Genomic DNA, 17,352 nt, shown 5'->3' on the forward strand with positions numbered 1-17,352 from the left:
AGATCCCCGCCAGCGCGGGCTGGCTGGTCGCTACCCGTGACGGCATCCGGGACCGCCGCGGCAAGGGCATCGCCACCGTCGCGGTCGCCCGCCGGCTGTGCACCCTGGTCTACTTCGGCCTGCGCGACGGGCACATCCGTGCCCTGGACCCCCAGACCACCACCACTGGTTCACCGGACACCACATCACCGGACGCCGCGGCATGAGCCGCGGGCCTGGTCGTGACCGGGGCGCGGATCGCCCGAAGTCTGACCCCCACCCTCTGGTGGCGTGGTCGTGGTCTTGATTGACCCCGCCCGGTCACGGTCGCACCCCACCACGCACACACCTGCGAATAGATGACCGGCAACCAGGCAACTGGTCTGCCACCGGGAACAGACCCGGCACGGTGAACGCGACCCCACACAAAGAGCCCTCCGGCAATTTCCGGCTCGAATAGCGTGACGCGTCCAGCGACGGCGTCAAGACCCTCCGGCCCCCTCCGGGGGCGGCCTACGGCCGATCTTGACCCCGCCCGCCGGACACGCCTGCCCGCACAGAGCCGAAAACCCCGAAAACCAGCCTCAGCACGGCACTTGACCGGCCCCGCTCCTTCATAGATGACTTCGGGGCCCTTGCGAGGCGCTGTGTCGGGCGGAAAAGGTCGGATGCTCCGCACCCGCCCGGTCCGAAAAGGCTAGCACCTCGCACCCAAAGTCAAGCCCCAATCGCAGTCGTGCGTGGTTGCGTTGGGTTGTTCGGCTCACCTCATTACCGGTTGCCTGCGTTCGCATTGCCCTGTCCGGCTCGGCTTCGCCATCGCTGGTTCACCCTATCGTGTGCGGCTTTGCCCGTTATTTGCTCGCGATCTTGCGGTAGATTAGAACACGTGATCGAAACCCGCCTCCTCTCCACTGACGAGCTGCTTCGCAGTCTCGTCGATGAGGTGACGGAAATTCGGGTTCGCGAGAATGCCGCGTTGCAGATCGTCGCCGAATTGGATCGGCGCGGAGCTGCGAGCGAGCTGGGCTACAAGGATTTGCCGAAGGTGTTGCGGCACGTTGTCCGCTGGGACACTCACGTCGCGAAGCGGTGGATCGACACTGCCGCTCTGCTGACCGGTGAGATCACGCCGACCGGCAGCGAACTCGCTCCTAAGCTTCCGGTGACCGCCTCGGCGGTGGCCGAGGGGGTGTTGTCGGTCGATCACGTGGCGGCGGTGGCTGCGGTGATGAAGACGGTGCCCGCCGAGCACGAGGCCATGGTGGTGGGGTACGCGCGTGACTTCGAGCCCGTCACGGTCCGCAAGCTTGGCAACAAGCTCGCCTACACCCTCCTGCAGAACGACCCGGAGCCTCGCGACCTCGAACCCGCGCCGCCGGGCAATCAGCACTTGATGCAGTGGAAGAACGGCATCCTGGAGATCCGGGCCAAGCTGGACAGGGTCACCGGCGCCAAGTACGAGGCGTTGCTGGATCCGCTGGCCAAGCCCCGCCCCGACACCGGGCAAGGCCCAGACGCGCGCAGCCGCTCCGAACGCGAGGGTGATGCGCTGGCTGATCTGGTCGACTTGATGCTGCGCGCCGACCAGCTGCCCGAACACGGCGGCGAACCCGTCACTCTCACGGTGACGATGCGGCACGAGGACCTCGCCAACCAGGTGGGCCAGGGCATGCTCGACAACGGCGAGCACATCCCCGCCGAGCAGGTGCGTCGCCTGGCCTGCAACGCGGGCATCATCCCGCTGCTGCTGGGCAGCCAGGGACAGCCGATGGACATCGGCCGCAAAACCCGCACCTTCCCGGCCGGAATCCGCCGCACCCTGGTCGCGAGGGATCGCGGCTGCGCGTTCCCCGGTTGCGGCAGGCCACCCAGACACTGCGACGCCCACCACATCCGACACTGGGCCAACGGAGGCAACACCTCCGTCGACAACGCCGTGCTGCTCTGCCGCCACCACCACACACTCATCCACCAGAGCAAGTGGAACGTCAAGCTGGTCAACGGCATCCCGACCTTCTACGCACCCGACTGGCTCGACCCGCTCCGCAAACCCAGACGCAACCCGATCAACATCGCCTGACCAGGCAGGCGATAGCGATACCGCCCGGTGACGACGAGGGCCCCGATGAACGCGGCCTGGCCGCGACGAGCAAGCAGATCACTGCTGCTTGGCTGATGGCTGGATCGGCTGCGGCCTTCTCCTCGTCGCGTCGGGCCATTCTGCCCCGCTTCGACAATTCCGCGACGGTACGGGCGGGACGCCGATGGCAATGTGGTCCCGGCGACGGGCAACGGCAAAGGTAAACCGTGATGGCGGTGGCATTGCCGAGCGCCCCACTAGCCGCGATGGCAAGGCACAACCGCCTCTCCAGCTGAACCGCCGTCAATGGCGAAGCCGAGCCCCCAACAACCGCGATGGCGAAGCCGAGCCGAATCGGGCAATGCGAACGCGGGCAAGCGGTAATGGGGTGAGCCGAACAACAAACACGACCACGCACGATTGCGATTGGGGCTTGACTTTGGGTGCGAGGTGCTATGCTGGTTGGATCGGCCGGGCTCCTTATGCCCGGCTTTTAAGGCCGATGTGCGCCTCGCAAGGGCCCCGAAGTCAAGCCCCAATCGCAATCGTCGCGAAGCGGCGATGAAATGACCCGGCTCGTCATACGACTCACGCGCCCACCAATGCAAGGCGACACGACCGGCAAAAGGTGACCGCCCCGCTGGAACCCGCGCCGAACCACCCAGGCCAACCCCGCGCCGACCCGCCCAACCTGACCCACCCAACCTGACCCGCGGACAGGGCTCGACAGCCGCACAGCACACTCAATAGCTTCAGTGCCTACTGAAGTTAATCTATCTCGGCGGCGATTGTCGGTGTGATGTGAAAGCCTGAAGGGGTGTCACGTGCTTCGCGGTCCCCGGCCGAGGCCTACGCCGAGTCACGGCGTCGTGCCGAACGGCCCAAGCTGACCGACTTCGGCTCCGTCATCTCGTTCGAGCTGGACCCGTTCCAGCGCCAGGCCTGCGAGGCCCTGGAGGACGGTCACGGAGTGCTCGTCTGCGCCCCCACCGGTGCCGGTAAGACCGTGGTGGGCGAGTTCGCTGTGCACCTGGCCCTCACCGAAGGCCGCAAGTGCTTCTACACGACGCCGATCAAGGCCCTGTCCAACCAGAAGTTCGCCGACCTCACCGCGCGGTACGGGGCGGAGAGCATCGGGCTGCTCACCGGTGACACGAGCGTCAACGGCAACGCGCCGGTTGTCGTCATGACCACCGAGGTGCTGCGGAACATGCTGTACTCGGGTTCGTCCACTCTGGACGGACTCGCGTACGTCGTGATGGACGAGGTGCACTACCTCGCCGACCGGTTTCGCGGGCCCGTGTGGGAAGAGGTCATCCTGCACCTGCCGGAGCACGTGCAGGTGGTTGGTCTGTCCGCGACGGTCAGCAACGCCGAGGAGTTCGGTGAGTGGCTGGTCGAGGTGCGCGGGGATACGGCGGTGGTCGTGGACGAGCACCGGCCCGTGCCGTTGTGGCAGCACATGCTGGTGGGCAACCAGATGCTCGACCTGTTCGAGGGCGACGAGACGCACGCGCGGATCAACGCTCAGGTGTTGCGCAAGACCGAGGAGTTGGCGCGGTACCACGTGCCGTTCAGCCGCGGGCGCAACCGCAACGCGAACAGCGCTCGGGCTGGGCGCAACTCCGGGTTCAAGCCGCCGAGCCGCATCGACATGATTCAGCGGCTCGACAACGCGAGTCTGTTGCCGGCGATCGTGTTCGTGTTCAGCCGGGCCGGGTGTGACGCGGCGGTCGCGCAGACCGCGCGGGCCGGGCTGCGGCTCAACACGCCGGAGGAGACCGAGCAGGTTCGGCGGATCATCGACGAGAAGACTCGGGACCTTCCCGAGGCCGACCTGATGGTGCTCGGGTTCTGGGAGTGGCGGGAGGCGCTGGAGCGCGGTATCGCGTCGCACCACGCCGGGTTGCTGCCGGCGTTCAAGGAGACCGTCGAGGAGCTGTTCGTCCGCGGGCTGGTCAAGGTCGTGTTCGCCACCGAGACGCTGGCGCTGGGCATCAACATGCCCGCGCGCACGGTCGTGCTCGAGAAGCTCGTGAAGTACAACGGTGAGGCGCACGTCGACCTCACGCCGGGCGAGTACACGCAGCTCACCGGTCGTGCGGGGCGTCGTGGCATCGACGTCGAGGGGCACGCGGTCGTCGTCTGGCAGCCGGGAATCGACCCCAAGGCGGTCGGCGGGCTCGCGTCCACGCGGACGTATCCGCTGCGGTCGTCGTTCCGGCCCGGCTACAACATGGCCGTCAACCTCGTGCACCAGCTCGGGGCCTCCGCCGCGCGCGAGATCCTGGAGCAGTCGTTCGCGCAGTTCCAGGCGGACCGGTCGGTGGTGGGGCTGGCGCGCCGCATCGAGCGCAACAAGGACGCGCTGGCGGGCTACTCCGAGTCGATGACGTGCCACCTCGGTGACTTCGCCGAGTACGCGGGGCTGCGGCGCAAGGTCGCGGACCGGGAGAAGCAGCTCGCGCGGCAGAACACGAACTCGCGCCGCATCGAGACGGCCAAGTCGCTCGAGACGCTGCGCAAGGGCGACATCATCGCGGTGCCGTCCGGGCGCCGGTCGGGGCTCGCCGTCGTCATCGACCCCGGCATCGAGCCGCTGGGGGAGGCGCGGCCGCTGGTCGTCACCGAGGACCGCTGGTCGGGCCGGTTGACGAGCGCGGACTTCCCGGCGCCGGTCGAGGTGCTCGGCCACGTCCGGCTGCCCCGGCAGGTGGACGTGCGGTCGCCCAAGTCGCGGCGCGACCTCGCCTCGACGATCCGCAACACCGGCATCACCGTGCCGTCGCGCGGCCGGAAGAAGACCACGGCGGACGACGACCCCGAGCTCGCGACGCTGCGGCGTGCCCTGCGCGCGCACCCGTGCCACGGCTGCGACCAGCGCGAGGACCACGCGCGGTGGGGCGAGCGGTACCACCGGTTGCTGGCGGAGACCGAGCAGCTGGAGCGCAAGGTCGCGGCGACCACGCACTCGCTGGCGCGGCAGTTCGACCGCATCCGGGCGTTGCTGCGCGAGCGCGGGTACCTCAGCGAAGCCGACGAGGTGACGCAGGACGGCAAGCGCCTGACCAGGCTCTACAGCGAGTCGGACCTGCTTGCCGCCGAGTGTCTGCGCCACGGCGTGTGGAAGGGCCTCAAGCCGGAGGAGCTCGCCGCCGTCGTGTCGTCGCTGGTCTACGAGGCGCGCCGGGACGGTCCCGTCGAGGCGCGGCTGCCGCAGGGGCCGGTGTCGGACGCGATGCTCAAGACCGTGCGGTTGTGGGCGGAGATCGAGGACGACGAGCGCCGACACAAGCTGGAGCGCATCACGCGTCAGCCGGATCCGGGCTTCGCGTGGCCGGTGTTCCGCTGGGCGCGCGGCGAGTCGCTGGAGAAGGTGCTCAGCGCGGCCGAGGCGGGCGGCAACGAGCTCGGCGCGGGCGACTTCGTGCGCTGGTGCCGGCAGGTGATCGACCTTTTGGACCAGATCCGTGAGGTGGTCGGCCGAGGCGACCCGGTCGGTTCGGCGGCTGCCAAGGCCGTCGACGCGCTGCGCCGCGGTGTTGTGGCGATGATGTGACATGAGCCTGACGAAGGTTTTGCGAGTCGGAGTAAAGACTGACGTCAACGGTGTGATTGGATTTCGCCGCAACGTCGTACACACGGAGGTCGACAGATGAGCAGCCCGTACGGACCGTCCGGAGGGAACGATCCGCAGCAGCCCTGGGGCCAGCCGCAGCAGCCGCAGCAGCCCTACGGTGGCGGTTTCCCTCCCGGCACCCCGTCCGGCGGCTTCCCGGCTCAGAACCCCTACGGCCCGCCGCAGCCCCAGCCGGGCCAGCAGCAGCCGTATCCGGGGTTCGACCCGTCGCAGCAGCAGACGCAGCAGTACGGCGTGCCGCAGCAGCCGCAGTCGAACCCGTACGGCCAGCCCGTGCAGGATCCCTACGGCCAGCAGACGCAGCAGTACCCCGGCCAGCAGCCGAACCCGTACGGGCAGCAGCCCGGCTACGGCCCGCCCGTGCCGCCGAAGAAGAAGTCGAGCGCGGCCATCTGGGTGGCCGCGGTGGTCGTCGTCCTGCTCGTCGGCGGCGTGCTGTTCACCGGTTTCGTGTCGCCGGCCTTCTTCAAGAAGAAGATCTTCGACAACACGGCCGTGCAGAACGGCATCGTCCAGATCCTCAAGGACGAGTACAAGATCTCCGACGTCGGCGCCGCGACCTGCAGCGGTGAGAACGAGGTCAAGCCCAACACCTCGTTCGAGTGCAAGGTCCAGGTCGGCGGCAAGGACAAGAAGGTCAAGATCGTCGTCAAGACCGAGGACGGCGAGTACGAGGTCGGTCAGCCCACCGGCTGATCACTTTCTCCGTTAACCTCCCTCAAGGGCTTCGTGACCTTGGGGGAGGTTTTCATGTCCGAGCAGCTCCGGTGGCTGGTGATCTGGGACGAGAACGACGCGATTCCTGCCGCTGTGGTCCGGGTGCACGGCGACGGCACCGAGGAGACGTTCAGCCGAGACCTGGTGTGGGAGCGCTCCGACCTGCGACATCGCACGCACATCCCGGTCCGGGAGGCCTCACCCGAGGAGGCCCAGGCGGCGATGAACGAGATGATCCGCCTGATGCGGTTGTGCGCGCGGCGCGACTGGGACGGCCCGTACCAGTACTACGGGATCTTCCGCCACGAGCGGGATTCGGTCGACCTGGAGAACGCCTACAAGATCGTCCGGCACTCGCGTGAGGACGGCCGCGACCCGCACGGAGCCAGCGGGCGCGCCGAGCAGTGGGACTTCGCGACCGAGGACGGCTGGTCCGACACCGACGTGCTGTGGCAGATCGGGCGCGCGAGCATCAACAGCGAGGCCGTGCCGATCACCCCGGCCGAGGCCGAACAGCTCATGGCGTCGATCCTGGAGAGGCGCCGGGCGTCCGGAAACTGAGGTGCGCCCGCGGTCGTGCTGCGACACGATCGCGAGCGTGACCGACATCCGCGTTCTCCACGACGAAGCGCAGTTCCGCGCGCACACCACCGTGTTCCGCCGCGCGATGCACATGGGTCCTCCGTCGGACGACGACTGGAAGGTCGTCCTGCCCTCCTACGAGCCCGAGCGGGCGCTGGCCGCGTTCGACGGCGACGAGATGATCGGGACGACCCAGTCGTACGGCTCCTCGTTGATGGTTCCCGGTGGGGCCGTCGTGCCGCATGCCGCCATCTCGCGCGTTGGCGTGCGCGCTGACTACACGCGCCGTGGTGTGCTCACCGCCCTGATGCGCGAGCAACTCTCGAAGTTGCCCGATCCAGTGGCGACGTTGCGTGCCTCGGAGGGCCGCATCTACGGCCGTTTCGGCTACGGGTTGGCCGGTCGCTGGCGGACGGTGGAGATCGACGCCAAACGTGCGGTGATCCCCGGCGCGATGACCGGCCGGGTGCGGATGCTCGGCCAGGACGAAGCCGACAAGCTGCTGCCGGAGCTGCACGAGTCCATCGGGCTGACGAGGCCGGGGCACATCGGGCGGTGGCAGGGCTGGTGGGTCAGGGCCCGCGACCGCAAGAGCAGCGCGGAGAACACGGTCACCGTCGTCCACAGTGGACCGGATGGTGACGACGGGTTCATCACCTACAAGGTGTCCACGGACAAGGACTGGAAGCACAAGATGTCCATCGAGGACTTCGTGTGCGCCAACGAGGACGCGTGGCGCGACCTGTGGATCTACGTGTCGCGAGTGGACCTCGTCGACCAGATCGAGGTCGACGTGGCGCTCGACGACCCGGTGTCGTGGCTCTTCGAAGACCCGCGCGTCGTGCACACCAAGGACATCTTCGACGAGATCTGGCTGAGGCTCGTCGACGTCCCGCGCATGCTCGCCGCCCGCACCTACGGCCCCGCGGAACCGGTCGTGATCGAGGTGCGCGACACGCTGCTGCCGGCCAACGACGGCCGCTACCGGGTGTCGCCGGACGGGGTCGAGCGCGTGGAGGACCAGCCCGACATCACGATCCCGGTGGACCTGCTCGGCGCGGTGTACTTCGGCGACACGACGTTCTCTCAGCTCGTTGCCACCAAACGGATCGAGGGAACCCGTCTGTCAGACGCGGACGCTTTGTTCGCGGTGCCGCGTAAGCCGTTCTGCGGGACGTTCTTCTAAGTCTTGCGGACCGCGCCGGTGAAGCCGGCGATGAACAGCGTCGCGAAGGCCCACGCCATCAGCCGGAGCACCCAGCCGGTGATGGTGAGGGCCTGTCCGGCGCCGGTGTTCGTGGCCTCGCACCGCGGACGAGCGGGCGTGCTGATCAACGGCGCGCCGAGCTCGAGGCCGACGGCGATCCGGTCGATCACGGGGCACGCGGTGGGCGCCGCTCCTGCCCGCACCTGGACCAGGCCGCTGCCGCCGAGCACGACCGCGAGCACCGCACCGGTGACGAGAACCGCGAAGAGACCCAGCAGCGCGCGCCACGGCTGGTAGCCGTAGCCGAGCACGAGGCCGGTGAAGCGGGCCCAGGCGCGTTCGGCGCGACCGGTCATGGCTCGGCTGATCTGGTCGCGGCGCTGAGCTATCAGGATGCGGCGGGCTTCGCGGTCATGCCCGGCTGCGCGGTAGGCCTCGGCGAGGTGCTGGTACGGCTGGGCCGCGTAGACAGGCGTGCTGTCGCGCAGCAGCCGGAGCCATTCGTCGATGCCGATGCCCAGCGGAAGGCCGCGGTACACGAGTCCGTTGACGCTGATGAGCGCCAGCGGGTCGGTCTCGTTGCGCAGTTCGGCGGGCTCGATCTCGCAGGTGCCGCCGACCTCGACGCTGCTCAGGTTGACCGCCGCCTCGACGCTGCCGCCGCTCGCCCGGAACGCCGTGAGCGCCAAATCCGTGTCGACTCGCAGACCGGCCGCGACGAGTGCCGGGCCGGTGTTGTTGCGCATGACCACGCCATCGCCCTGCCATCCGCCGAAGTGCGCGCCGGGCACCCGGAAGGCGCCTTCGTATCCGGCGCCGTGCGAGGTGAACGGCGCGTCGCAGAACACCCGGAGATCGACTCGCGAGCCGTCGGCGATCAGCGCGGGACCGGAGGCGTTGGCGAGCTTTCCGCCGCTGAGTTCCAGCAGGCCGCTGATGTGGGCCCCGATCAGGTTCACCGCCCCGGCGAGCGCCGTGTCCGCGGTGGCGTCGAATTCGTGGCGCAGCCGTGCGTCGCGTTCGACGTGGATTCCGTCGGCGTGCAGTGCGGGACCCGATTTGTTCACCAGCCGCGCACCGCTGCAGTCCAGGTTGCCGCTGATCCTCGCACCGACGAGGTTGACCGCGCCGGCGTCACCGGCGCCGGTTGCTTCGAATCCCTCACACAGCAGGACATCGCTCTTGCTGTGCAGAGTCGTGGCGACGAGCGCCGAGCTGGTGTCAGCACGCAGCCGTGCCCCGGTGCAGACCAGCACGCCGAGTCGTGCGCCGGACACGTCCACCGCGCAGTCGCCCGCCGCGCGCACGGTCGCTTCGCCGAGTCCGAGCACTTCCGCGGTGAGCCTGGTCGCGTCCAGTGCCGGTTCGGTCGGGTGTTCGAGCAGAGATCCGACCAGCAGCAGAGCCGCGAGGTGGGCGTCGCGGGCGACCACGCCCTCGTCGAGAAAGCAGTCGTACAGCTCCAGCGAGAGCGGGCTGCGGACGTTCTCCACGTCCAACCGGCCAGAGATGCGCGCACCCCGCAGGCGCACCCCGAGCGGATCGGGATCGGGTGCCAGACGGCCGCGCAGGATGTCGCGCAGCACCCACGCGCGGATCGTGCGCGCCTCGTCCCAGCCGCGCATCGCTTCCTCATCGACAGGTGAGTCACCCGCCAGGTCGAGCAGCTCCCCGCGCTCGACGTGCTCGACCAACGCCTGTTCCACCGGCCGCAGCGCATCCGTCACGTCTGCGGTGTCGTTGGGGGCGAAAAGACGTTACGCGCGCCGCTCCATCGCGTTCACCAGACGCGGCACCGAGCTGCCCAGGCCCCAGCGCTGCGTGAGCTCGCGCAGGCGCTCCGGGTCGGCGGGCTCGCGCGGCACGTCGTCGGAGCGGTCCAGGACGACCGGGGCGTCCAGGGCGGTGCGGACGACCACCGGTGCCACCGCGAGGTACTCCTCGGCGGCGATGAGGGCGTTGCGGGCCTTGGTCGTGAGCTTGCGGTCCATGGGGTCGGTGACGGCGGCGAGCACCGCGTCGAGGGAGCCGAACTCGGTGATCAGCTTCGCGGCGGTCTTCTCACCGATGCCCGCCACGCCCGGCAGGCCGTCGGAGGGGTCGCCGCGCAGCACGGCCATGTCGGCGTACGCGGAGCCCGCGTTGTCGACGGGCAGCGAGTACTTGGCCGCCAGTTCCTCCGGGCCGAGGACCTCGGCCTTGTTCCAGCCGCGGCCGACGTAGACGACGTGCACGGGCGTGGGCTCGAAGCGCACGACCTGGAACATGTCGCGGTCGCCCGTGACGACCTCGACGGGGGAGGTGGTCTCGCGGTGGGCGAGCGCGCCGATCACGTCGTCGGCCTCGTAGCCCGCCGCCTCGCCGGTGCAGATGCCGGCCGCGTCGAGCACGTCGAGGATGATCGGGATCTGCGGCGTGAGGGTGTCGGGGACCTCCTCCTCGCCGTCCACCGCGTCCTCGGCGACCCGGTGCGCCTTGTAGGACGGCAGCGCCTTCACCCGGAACTCCGGGCGCCAGTCGGCGTCGAGGCAGGCGACCAGCCGGGCCGCGCCGCGTTCGGTGATCACGCGGGCGATCGTGTCGACGAACCCGCGCACGGCGTTCACCGGCGTGCCGTCGGGCGCGGTCATCGAGTCCGGCAGCGCGTAGTACGACCGGAAGTAGAGGCTCGCGGAGTCGAGCAGCACCAGGGGAGAGCTCACGAGTGGACAAGCTACTAGGCTTCGCCTCATGGCAACGATCACCGGGCCCATCGACGTGTCCGCGCTGCGTGCGCGGCTTGACCGCGCCTCCACAGCCGCCGAGCAGGCGGGCGTCGACGCCCTGCTCATCTCGCCCGGCTCGGACCTGCGGTACCTGATCGGTGCCGGTGGCGACTCCTTCGAGCGCCTCACCTGCCTCGCGCTGCCCGTGGGCGGCACGCCGACGCTGGTCGTGCCGAAGCTGGAGCAGCCGGGGTACGCGGGCATCCCGACTGACGAGCTGGGCGTCGAGGTCGTCACCTGGGTCGACGGCGAGGACCCGTACGCGCTGGTCAAGGCCGCGATCAAGGGTGACAGGACGGCCGTGGCCGACATGATGCCCGCGCTGCACACCATCAAGCTCGGCAACGCGATCGGCGGACAGCAGAGCCTCGCCGGGCCGATCATCCGCGAGCTGCGCATGCGCAAGGACGCCAGTGAGATCGACGCGCTGCGCAAGGCCGGTCAGGCGATCGACCGGGTGCACGCGCGCATGGGCGAGTTCCTGCGTGTCGGCCGCACCGAACGTGAGGTCGCCAAGGACATCGCCGCGGCCATCGTCGAGGAAGGCCACACCCACGCCGACTTCGTGATCGTCGGCTCCGGACCCAACGGCGCCTCGCCGCACCACCGCGACTCCGACCGCGTCGTCGAGGCCGGTGACGTCGTCGTCATCGACATCGGCGGTCCGGTTGCCGAGGGCTACAACTCCGACTCGACCCGCGTCTACGTGATGGGCGAGCCGAAGCACGACGACGTCTGGGACACCTACGCCGTGCTCCAGGCCGCGCAGAAGGCCGCCGTCGAGGCCGTGCAGCCGGGCGTCACCTGCGAGCAGATCGACGCCGTGGCCCGCACGGTGATCGCCGACGCGGGCTTCGGCGAGTTCTTCGTCCACCGCACGGGCCACGGCATCGGCCTGGACGTGCACGAGGAGCCCTACATCGTCAGCGGCAACGCGCTGCCGCTCGAAGCGGGCATGGCGTTCAGCGTCGAGCCCGGCATCTACCTGCCCGGCCGCTGGGGCGCGCGCATCGAGGACATCGTCGTGGCCACCGAGAACGGCGTCGAGTCCTTCAACAACCGACCTCACGAACTGGTGGTGCTTTGACCCTCGAGCAGATCGACAGGGCGATACTGAAGGAACTCGCGTCGGACGGCCGGTGCAGCTTCACCGACCTCGCCGAGCGCGTGGGCCTGTCCGTCTCCGCCGTCCACCAGCGCGTGAAGCGGCTGGAGCAGCGCGGCATCGTGAAGGGCTACGCCGCTCGCCTGGACGGCGCGGAGATCGGCCTGCCGATGTCCGCGTTCATCTCGCTCTTCCCGATCAACCCCGCCGAGCCGGACGACTACCCGAAGCGGCTCGAGCACCTGTCGGAGATCGAAGCCTGCTACTCGGTGGCCGGTGACGCGTCGTACGTCCTGCGCGTGCGGGTCGCGTCACCGACGGCTCTGGAGGAGCTGCTGCAGAAGATCCGCGAGTCGGCGAACGTCTCGACGCGGACGACCGTGGTGCTGTCCACGCCGTACGAGGACCGCCCGCCCGCGGTCTGAGGCTTCAGTACCGGCGGTCGACCGCGATCCAGTTGGTCTCCCAGGTCGCGCCGCCGTCCGGCGAGAACGCCTGCTCGAACGTGGCCCGGTCCGCCCCCTGCCGGCGGACCAGGAAACGCACCTTGATCGGGCGTCCGCCGAGCTGGTCGTCGCCGTAGAACTCGCCGACGCCGTCGTGGAACCCGCCGTACACCGACGGGGTGAGCAGGCCGTCGCGGATGTTGACGAACGTGAGGCTCCAGCGCTTCGCCTGGGGTTCGTAGAGCCGCATGTTGAGCCCTTCGATCCGCCCGGCGGAGCCCGAGACCTTCAGCTCGACGACGTTCGCCCGCCGGTCGAGCAACGGGCGCACGACGGACGTGCCGGAGAAGGTCAGCCACTGGTCCTCGGTCTCGGACAACGGATCGGCGAGCACCCGCACGTCGGTGTGCCAGGTGCCGAGCTCCCAGTCGAAGTCGCGTTGGCCGTCCGTCAGGACATCGGCCGACGCGGCGGACCCGGTGAGCGTGAGAAAAGCGAGCAGTGCGGCCAGAATGCGCTTGTTCATGATTCGACTGTCTGACGAGGGGACGACCATGAACAAGAAGGCACCTGCAGGTAACCTCACGCGCCCCAACCCGCTGCCCGGCTGTCCGATGGCGGCGGCGTTCGCGGCGATCGGCGGCAAGTGGAAGCTGACCCTGGTGTACTGGCTCGCGCACGGCGAGTCCCACTTCGCCGGGCTGCGCCGCCGGGGCGCGCCGATCACGTCCAAGGTGCTGGCCGAGCAGCTGCGGGAGCTGGAGGCCGACGGGCTCGTCGAGCGCGTGGTGACCGGACCTGTCCCCGCACCCGTCATCTACCGCCTCACGCCTTACGGGACAACGGTTCTGCCCGTCGTGGAGGGTGTGCGGGTGTGGGGCGAGGCGCACCTGGAACGCACCCGCGGTGAGATCGCCGCGGACGAACCGATGGCCTGCGCCCGGCCGGTCAGCCTCGAACCTTCCCGTCTGCCAGCAGAAGCACCCGATCCGCGACCTCGTGCACAGCGTCGTGGTGCGTAGCGATCAGCACCGCCGTGCCGTCGTCGGCCACGCGCCGCAACAACCTCACGGCGGCGACCGCGCTGGCCGCGTCCAGGTGAGCCGTGGGCTCGTCCGCGAGCAACGCGGCAGGCTTCGCCACCACCGCACGAGCCAGCGCCGCCCGTTGCTGCTGCCCGAACGACACCTGCGCCGGATATCGCGCTCCCAGCGAGCCGATTCCCAGCTCTGCCAACAGCTCTGACACGCCGGTCACCTCGCGGCCCGCGAGTCGCAACGGCAGTGCGACGTTCTCCTCCAGCGTCAGCTCGGACGCGAGTCCCAGCGACTGCGGCAGCACCGCGCACGCCGACCACGAGGCGGGTCCCGGCAGGACCGAACCGCTGTCCGGGAAGTCGAAGCCGCACAACAACGACAGCAACGCCGTCTTGCCCGATCCGGACGGTCCGCTCAGCGTCACGAGCTCCCCGGCGGACACCGCGAGGTCGACGCCCCTCAGCACCGAGACGCCGCCGAACGTCCGGTGCACCCCCGACGCCTTGATCATGACGCGGCCAGCGGGATGCACAGGTCCGCCAACGCGACCAGCCGTGGATCGTGCGAGGCCACCACGGCGGGTACCGGCAACGACGACAGCGTCTCCAGCACGAGGTCGGCCGAGCGGACGTCCAGCTGTGAGGTCGGCTCGTCGGCCACCACCACGGAAGCCCCACGCGCCAAAGCACATCCGAACGCCAGCCGTTGTTGTTGCCCGCCGGACAGAGCACCGATCCGCCACGTGCCGGACCCGCCCAGCCCCAGGCGGTCCAGCAGGGACAAGTCGGTCGCCCCGGCGGCACGCAGGTTCTCGCCCACGGTCAGGTGCGCGATCAGGTTGTCCGCGGGGTTCTGGAAGACGACAGCGATCTCCTTGCGCCGCAACGACCTCAGCTCCGACCACGACATCGCCGACGTCGGCACCTCCCGTACGAACACCTCGCCCGTGGACGGCCGTTCGACCAGCGACAGCACCCGCAGCAACGTCGACTTCCCGGAACCGGAAGGGCCGGACAGCACGGTGAGGCCGGGCGCGATCGACAGCGTCATGTCCGACACGGCCCGCACCGAACCGTAGGACACCCCGACGCCACAAGCGCGGATCACCTGAGCAGCTCTCCCATCCGCGCGGTGCGGACACCGCGCAACGCGAGCCACGCCGCCGCAACGACGACGACCAGCCCGCCCGACACCATGGAACCCAGCAACGGCACCAGATCCGGCAGCACCGGCGCCGGTTTCAGCCACGGCGCCGGGTCCAGGCGCGGCACCGCCACCCCGGCGCTCAGGAACGAGGCCAGCGCGCCCACCAGCAGGGCCAGCAACGCCAGCGCGCCCACCTCCAGCAGGTGACTGGACCACAGCACGGACGGCCGCATGCCCATGCGCGTCGACAGCGCACCGGAAACGGCGTTCTGGCGCCGTCGCACCTCGATCGCGAGCAACAGCGCCACGGCGGCGACCACGGCCAGCACGAAGCCGATCGCGGTCACGAAGCCGAACGTCCACTCCACGGTCAGGAACGGCAGCCCGTCGAGGACGCGGGCGCGGTCGGCGACGTTCGTGTAGTGGATTCCCGCCGCCTGCAAGGAAGACGTCAGCGACGACAACGGCTGCGACGACCACAGGTGCCACGACCCGACCTGCTCGGCGGCGGGCACCGAGTCCTTCGGCACGACGTAGCCGCGCGTCCCGAGCTTCGGGAACGACGGCAGCCACGCCACCGGCTTGAGCAGCGGCAGGCCGGCGACCTGGGTCTCCTGGTTCGCCGCGCGGCCGATGCGCAACGCGGGCGCGATCTCGCCGGTGCGGCGCAGGTTCGACAGCAGCGACCGCACCTGCGCCGGGTCGTCCAGCACGGCCACGTCGGGGAACGTCGCCGGGTCCACGACGAGCGCCCCCGTGCTCACCCCGACGAGCGTTGTGTTGCCCTGCAACGACGACGGCAGCGCCACCTTGCCGAGCGCGATGTCCTGCGACACCTGCACCGAGCTGTTGGCACCGACGAACACCCCGGACTTCGAGTCCAGCGACGACTGCTGCGCGCCCGCCACCGCGCTGCCGACCGCGATCGTGCCGACCGCCAGCACACCCACGAGCACCACACCGGTCACGGGTCCCGCGGCCGCGGCCAGGCGGCGCAACGCCAGCTGCGCGGCCGGAACCCGCCACCACTGCACGCGGTGCGACCACCCGAGCGACCACCGCAGCAGCCGGGTCGCCAGCAGCGCCGCCGCCAGCACGACGAGCAACGGGAACGTCAGCGCGGCCACGTCGATCCGCGGCAGCTCGGCGCCCTTGGCCGCAGTGCCCAACCCGTTGCGGGACAGGCGAACCCACGCCAGCACGGCCAGCCCGGCGACGACGAGCTCCCACGGCACCACCGCGAGCCGCCACGTCCGCGCGCGCCGCTGGAACGTCCGGTGCACCCGCCAGGCCGCGACCAGCACGGTGACCGACAAGCTCAGCAGCACCACGAGCATCACGAATCCCAGTGCCACCCACAGCGTTCCCGGCGCCAGCACGACCCCAGGTCCGTACGCGGGCAACAACAACCGTGCGGCGAGCAGTCCGAGCATTCCGCCGATGACCAGCGGCAGCCCCAGTTCCAGCACGCCGCGCAGGCCCAGCGCGAGCGGACCAGCCCCGCGCACCCACAGCAGCCGCAGCTCGGAGTGGCGGCGCTGGGCCCACTGCACCGTCACCGTGCCCACCCCGGCGAGCCCGACCAGCACGCTGATGATCACCAACGGCAGCAGCGCGGACGAGACGTTGCCCTCTGCCGTCCGCGCCGCGGTGATGGCCCCGGCCAGCGGGTCCGACCGCGTCAACGGCAGGCCGAGCGAGGTCAGCAGCGCGTTTCCCTTGTCCCGCAGCGCTTCCGCGTCGGCCACCGTCGACGGGAGCTCGGTGGGGAACCGCAACGTCACCGTCGCACCGGACGAGAACTCCTGCGGCAGCAACGCGAGGTCGGAGGACTGCGACACCCAGATCACCGACGTGCTCTCACCGTCGCCGCCCAACGGGTTCGGTACGACGGTCTGCACCTCCGAACACCACCAGCCGGACACGGGATGCGCCAGATCGCTGTAGATCGCGCTCACGACCAGCGGCGAACCGGTCAGCCTGTCGCCGACCTTCACGTGCGCGGCGGTGGCGATCGTCTGCGGCACCCACAAGCCGGTGCCGCCACCCTCGACCGCCTTGAGGTGCGCCTGCGCGTCCGGCCGGTAGCCGAACCTGCCGTAGGTCGCGATGCCGGAGAAGTCGGGCCGCCCGATGCGCGTGTACGCGGCGCCCAGATCGCTGCGCGCGGCCATCGAGACGGCGGTGGACAGCGGCAGACCGTCCCCGTCCAGCGACGGGTGCACCGACTGAGGGCACATCCGGCTCTGCTGGTAGGCGAGCGCCGCGCTGCCCGCGGAGGAGGAGTGCAGCACGGCCGCGGCCACGACGAAGCCCAGCAGCAACGTCGTCACGATGCTCACCAGCAACGTGAGAGGGCTCGACAGCGCGGCCTTGGGGGCGGCTCTCCACGGCAACTGCACCAGCGCACGCTAACCGCCACCGCGACGTTTTGGGAGCCTTTAGGGGGTAACGGAACGCATGACGCCGAACCTGGCTCCGAATGGATCAACACCGACCGCGATCCGGCCGACTCCGCCCAGGTCGAAGGGCTCGTCGGCGAACTGTGCGGCCGCTGCGGCGTGATCCACATCGGCCATCGAAGTACGGCAGCCAGCAGGCGTCCGAATCCGCGACGATCGCGCCGAACAGCCGTCCGGCACTAG

15 protein-coding genes and 1 pseudogene are annotated in these 17,352 nt (G+C 69.7%); 9 read left to right on the top strand and 7 right to left on the bottom strand.

Translation table 11 applies throughout. The features are described 5' to 3' along the window. From AOM45_RS52105 to AOM45_RS48535, 6 genes are all read left to right on the top strand, one after another. On the top strand, nucleotides 1-206 hold a 206-nt coding region (locus AOM45_RS52105; protein ID WP_201780213.1), incomplete at its 5' end, for a hypothetical protein. Between the two features lie 620 nt (nucleotides 207-826). Then, entirely contained in the window at nucleotides 827-2,062 is a 1,236-nt protein-coding gene (locus AOM45_RS48515) for an HNH endonuclease signature motif containing protein (RefSeq protein ID WP_169792656.1), read from the top strand. Between the two features lie 817 nt (nucleotides 2,063-2,879). Further along, nucleotides 2,880-5,621, top strand: a complete 2,742-nt coding sequence (locus tag AOM45_RS48520; RefSeq protein WP_030474226.1) for a DEAD/DEAH box helicase — start codon at nucleotides 2,880-2,882, stop codon at nucleotides 5,619-5,621. 96 nt (nucleotides 5,622-5,717) lie between these two features. After that, entirely contained in the window at nucleotides 5,718-6,398 is a 681-nt protein-coding gene (locus AOM45_RS48525; RefSeq protein WP_030474227.1) for a DUF4333 domain-containing protein, read from the top strand. 54 nt (nucleotides 6,399-6,452) lie between these two features. Continuing rightward, complete coding sequence (locus AOM45_RS52110) at nucleotides 6,453-6,980, top strand: hypothetical protein (protein ID WP_030474228.1); 528 nt, start codon at nucleotides 6,453-6,455, stop codon at nucleotides 6,978-6,980. Nucleotides 6,981-7,017: 37 nt separating this feature from the next. Continuing rightward, the gene (locus AOM45_RS48535) at nucleotides 7,018-8,187 is read left to right on the top strand and encodes a GNAT family N-acetyltransferase (protein WP_030474229.1); all 1,170 of its coding nucleotides are present in this window, start codon (nucleotides 7,018-7,020) and stop codon (nucleotides 8,185-8,187) included. Here AOM45_RS48535 and AOM45_RS48540 read toward each other — a convergent pair. Both AOM45_RS48540 and AOM45_RS48545 read right to left on the bottom strand, forming a co-directional pair. After that, entirely contained in the window at nucleotides 8,184-9,935 is a 1,752-nt protein-coding gene (locus AOM45_RS48540; RefSeq protein ID WP_030474230.1) for a hypothetical protein, read from the bottom strand. The two genes, AOM45_RS48535 and AOM45_RS48540, sit on opposite strands and share 4 nt — an antisense overlap. Before the next feature lie 30 nt (nucleotides 9,936-9,965). Continuing rightward, nucleotides 9,966-10,910 (bottom strand): 5'-3' exonuclease, encoded by a 945-nt coding sequence (locus tag AOM45_RS48545; protein ID WP_030474231.1) that lies wholly within the window; start codon nucleotides 10,908-10,910, stop codon nucleotides 9,966-9,968. A 28-nt stretch (nucleotides 10,911-10,938) separates the two neighbouring features. Here AOM45_RS48545 and AOM45_RS48550 point away from each other — a divergent pair, with 28 nt between their 5' ends. Both AOM45_RS48550 and AOM45_RS48555 read left to right on the top strand, forming a co-directional pair. Further along, nucleotides 10,939-12,060 (top strand): M24 family metallopeptidase, encoded by a 1,122-nt coding sequence (locus tag AOM45_RS48550; protein ID WP_030474232.1) that lies wholly within the window; start codon nucleotides 10,939-10,941, stop codon nucleotides 12,058-12,060. Further along, nucleotides 12,057-12,503, top strand: coding sequence for an Lrp/AsnC family transcriptional regulator (locus tag AOM45_RS48555; RefSeq protein ID WP_030474233.1), 447 nt, complete (start codon nucleotides 12,057-12,059; stop codon nucleotides 12,501-12,503). The genes AOM45_RS48550 and AOM45_RS48555 overlap by 4 nt, the downstream gene beginning before the upstream one ends. 4 nt (nucleotides 12,504-12,507) lie before the next feature. Here AOM45_RS48555 and AOM45_RS48560 read toward each other — a convergent pair whose 3' ends face one another. Further along, nucleotides 12,508-13,050: a hypothetical protein gene (locus tag AOM45_RS48560; protein ID WP_030474234.1), complete on the bottom strand. Its 543-nt coding sequence runs from the start codon at nucleotides 13,048-13,050 to the stop codon at nucleotides 12,508-12,510. A 28-nt stretch (nucleotides 13,051-13,078) separates the two neighbouring features. Between AOM45_RS48560 and AOM45_RS53380 the strand changes: the two genes are divergently transcribed. After that, nucleotides 13,079-13,546: a winged helix-turn-helix transcriptional regulator gene (locus tag AOM45_RS53380; RefSeq protein ID WP_030474235.1), complete on the top strand. Its 468-nt coding sequence runs from the start codon at nucleotides 13,079-13,081 to the stop codon at nucleotides 13,544-13,546. Here AOM45_RS53380 and AOM45_RS48570 read toward each other — a convergent pair. From AOM45_RS48570 to AOM45_RS53385, 4 genes and pseudogenes are all read right to left on the bottom strand, one after another. Beyond that, on the bottom strand, nucleotides 13,473-14,072 hold the full coding sequence (locus tag AOM45_RS48570) for an ATP-binding cassette domain-containing protein (RefSeq protein WP_030474236.1): 600 nt from the start codon (nucleotides 14,070-14,072) through the stop codon (nucleotides 13,473-13,475). The genes AOM45_RS53380 and AOM45_RS48570 overlap by 74 nt on opposite strands. Continuing rightward, entirely contained in the window at nucleotides 14,069-14,668 is a 600-nt protein-coding gene (locus AOM45_RS48575) for an ABC transporter ATP-binding protein (protein ID WP_236704116.1), read from the bottom strand. The genes AOM45_RS48570 and AOM45_RS48575 overlap by 4 nt, the downstream gene beginning before the upstream one ends. Beyond that, entirely contained in the window at nucleotides 14,665-17,109 is a 2,445-nt protein-coding gene (locus tag AOM45_RS48580) for an ABC transporter permease family protein (RefSeq protein ID WP_051784870.1), read from the bottom strand. The genes AOM45_RS48575 and AOM45_RS48580 overlap by 4 nt, the downstream gene beginning before the upstream one ends. A 39-nt stretch (nucleotides 17,110-17,148) precedes the next feature. Further along, nucleotides 17,149-17,352 (bottom strand): annotated as a pseudogene (locus AOM45_RS53385) (hypothetical protein); the annotation flags it as partial.

It is taken from the genome of Lentzea aerocolonigenes, assembly GCF_000974445.1.
Taxonomy (GTDB): Bacteria; Actinomycetota; Actinomycetes; order Mycobacteriales; family Pseudonocardiaceae; genus Lentzea; species Lentzea aerocolonigenes.

Coding starts and splice junctions, on each gene's coding strand:
- AOM45_RS48525 (WP_030474227.1), top strand. CDS start 5,718: ATGAGCAGCCCGTACGGACCGTCCGGAGGGAACGATCCGCAGCAGCCC.
- AOM45_RS52110 (WP_030474228.1), top strand. CDS start 6,453: ATGTCCGAGCAGCTCCGGTGGCTGGTGATCTGGGACGAGAACGACGCG.
- AOM45_RS48550 (WP_030474232.1), top strand. CDS start 10,939: ATGGCAACGATCACCGGGCCCATCGACGTGTCCGCGCTGCGTGCGCGG.
- AOM45_RS48560 (WP_030474234.1), bottom strand. CDS start 13,050: ATGAACAAGCGCATTCTGGCCGCACTGCTCGCTTTTCTCACGCTCACC.
- AOM45_RS53380 (WP_030474235.1), top strand. CDS start 13,079: ATGAACAAGAAGGCACCTGCAGGTAACCTCACGCGCCCCAACCCGCTG.
- AOM45_RS48570 (WP_030474236.1), bottom strand. CDS start 14,072: ATGATCAAGGCGTCGGGGGTGCACCGGACGTTCGGCGGCGTCTCGGTG.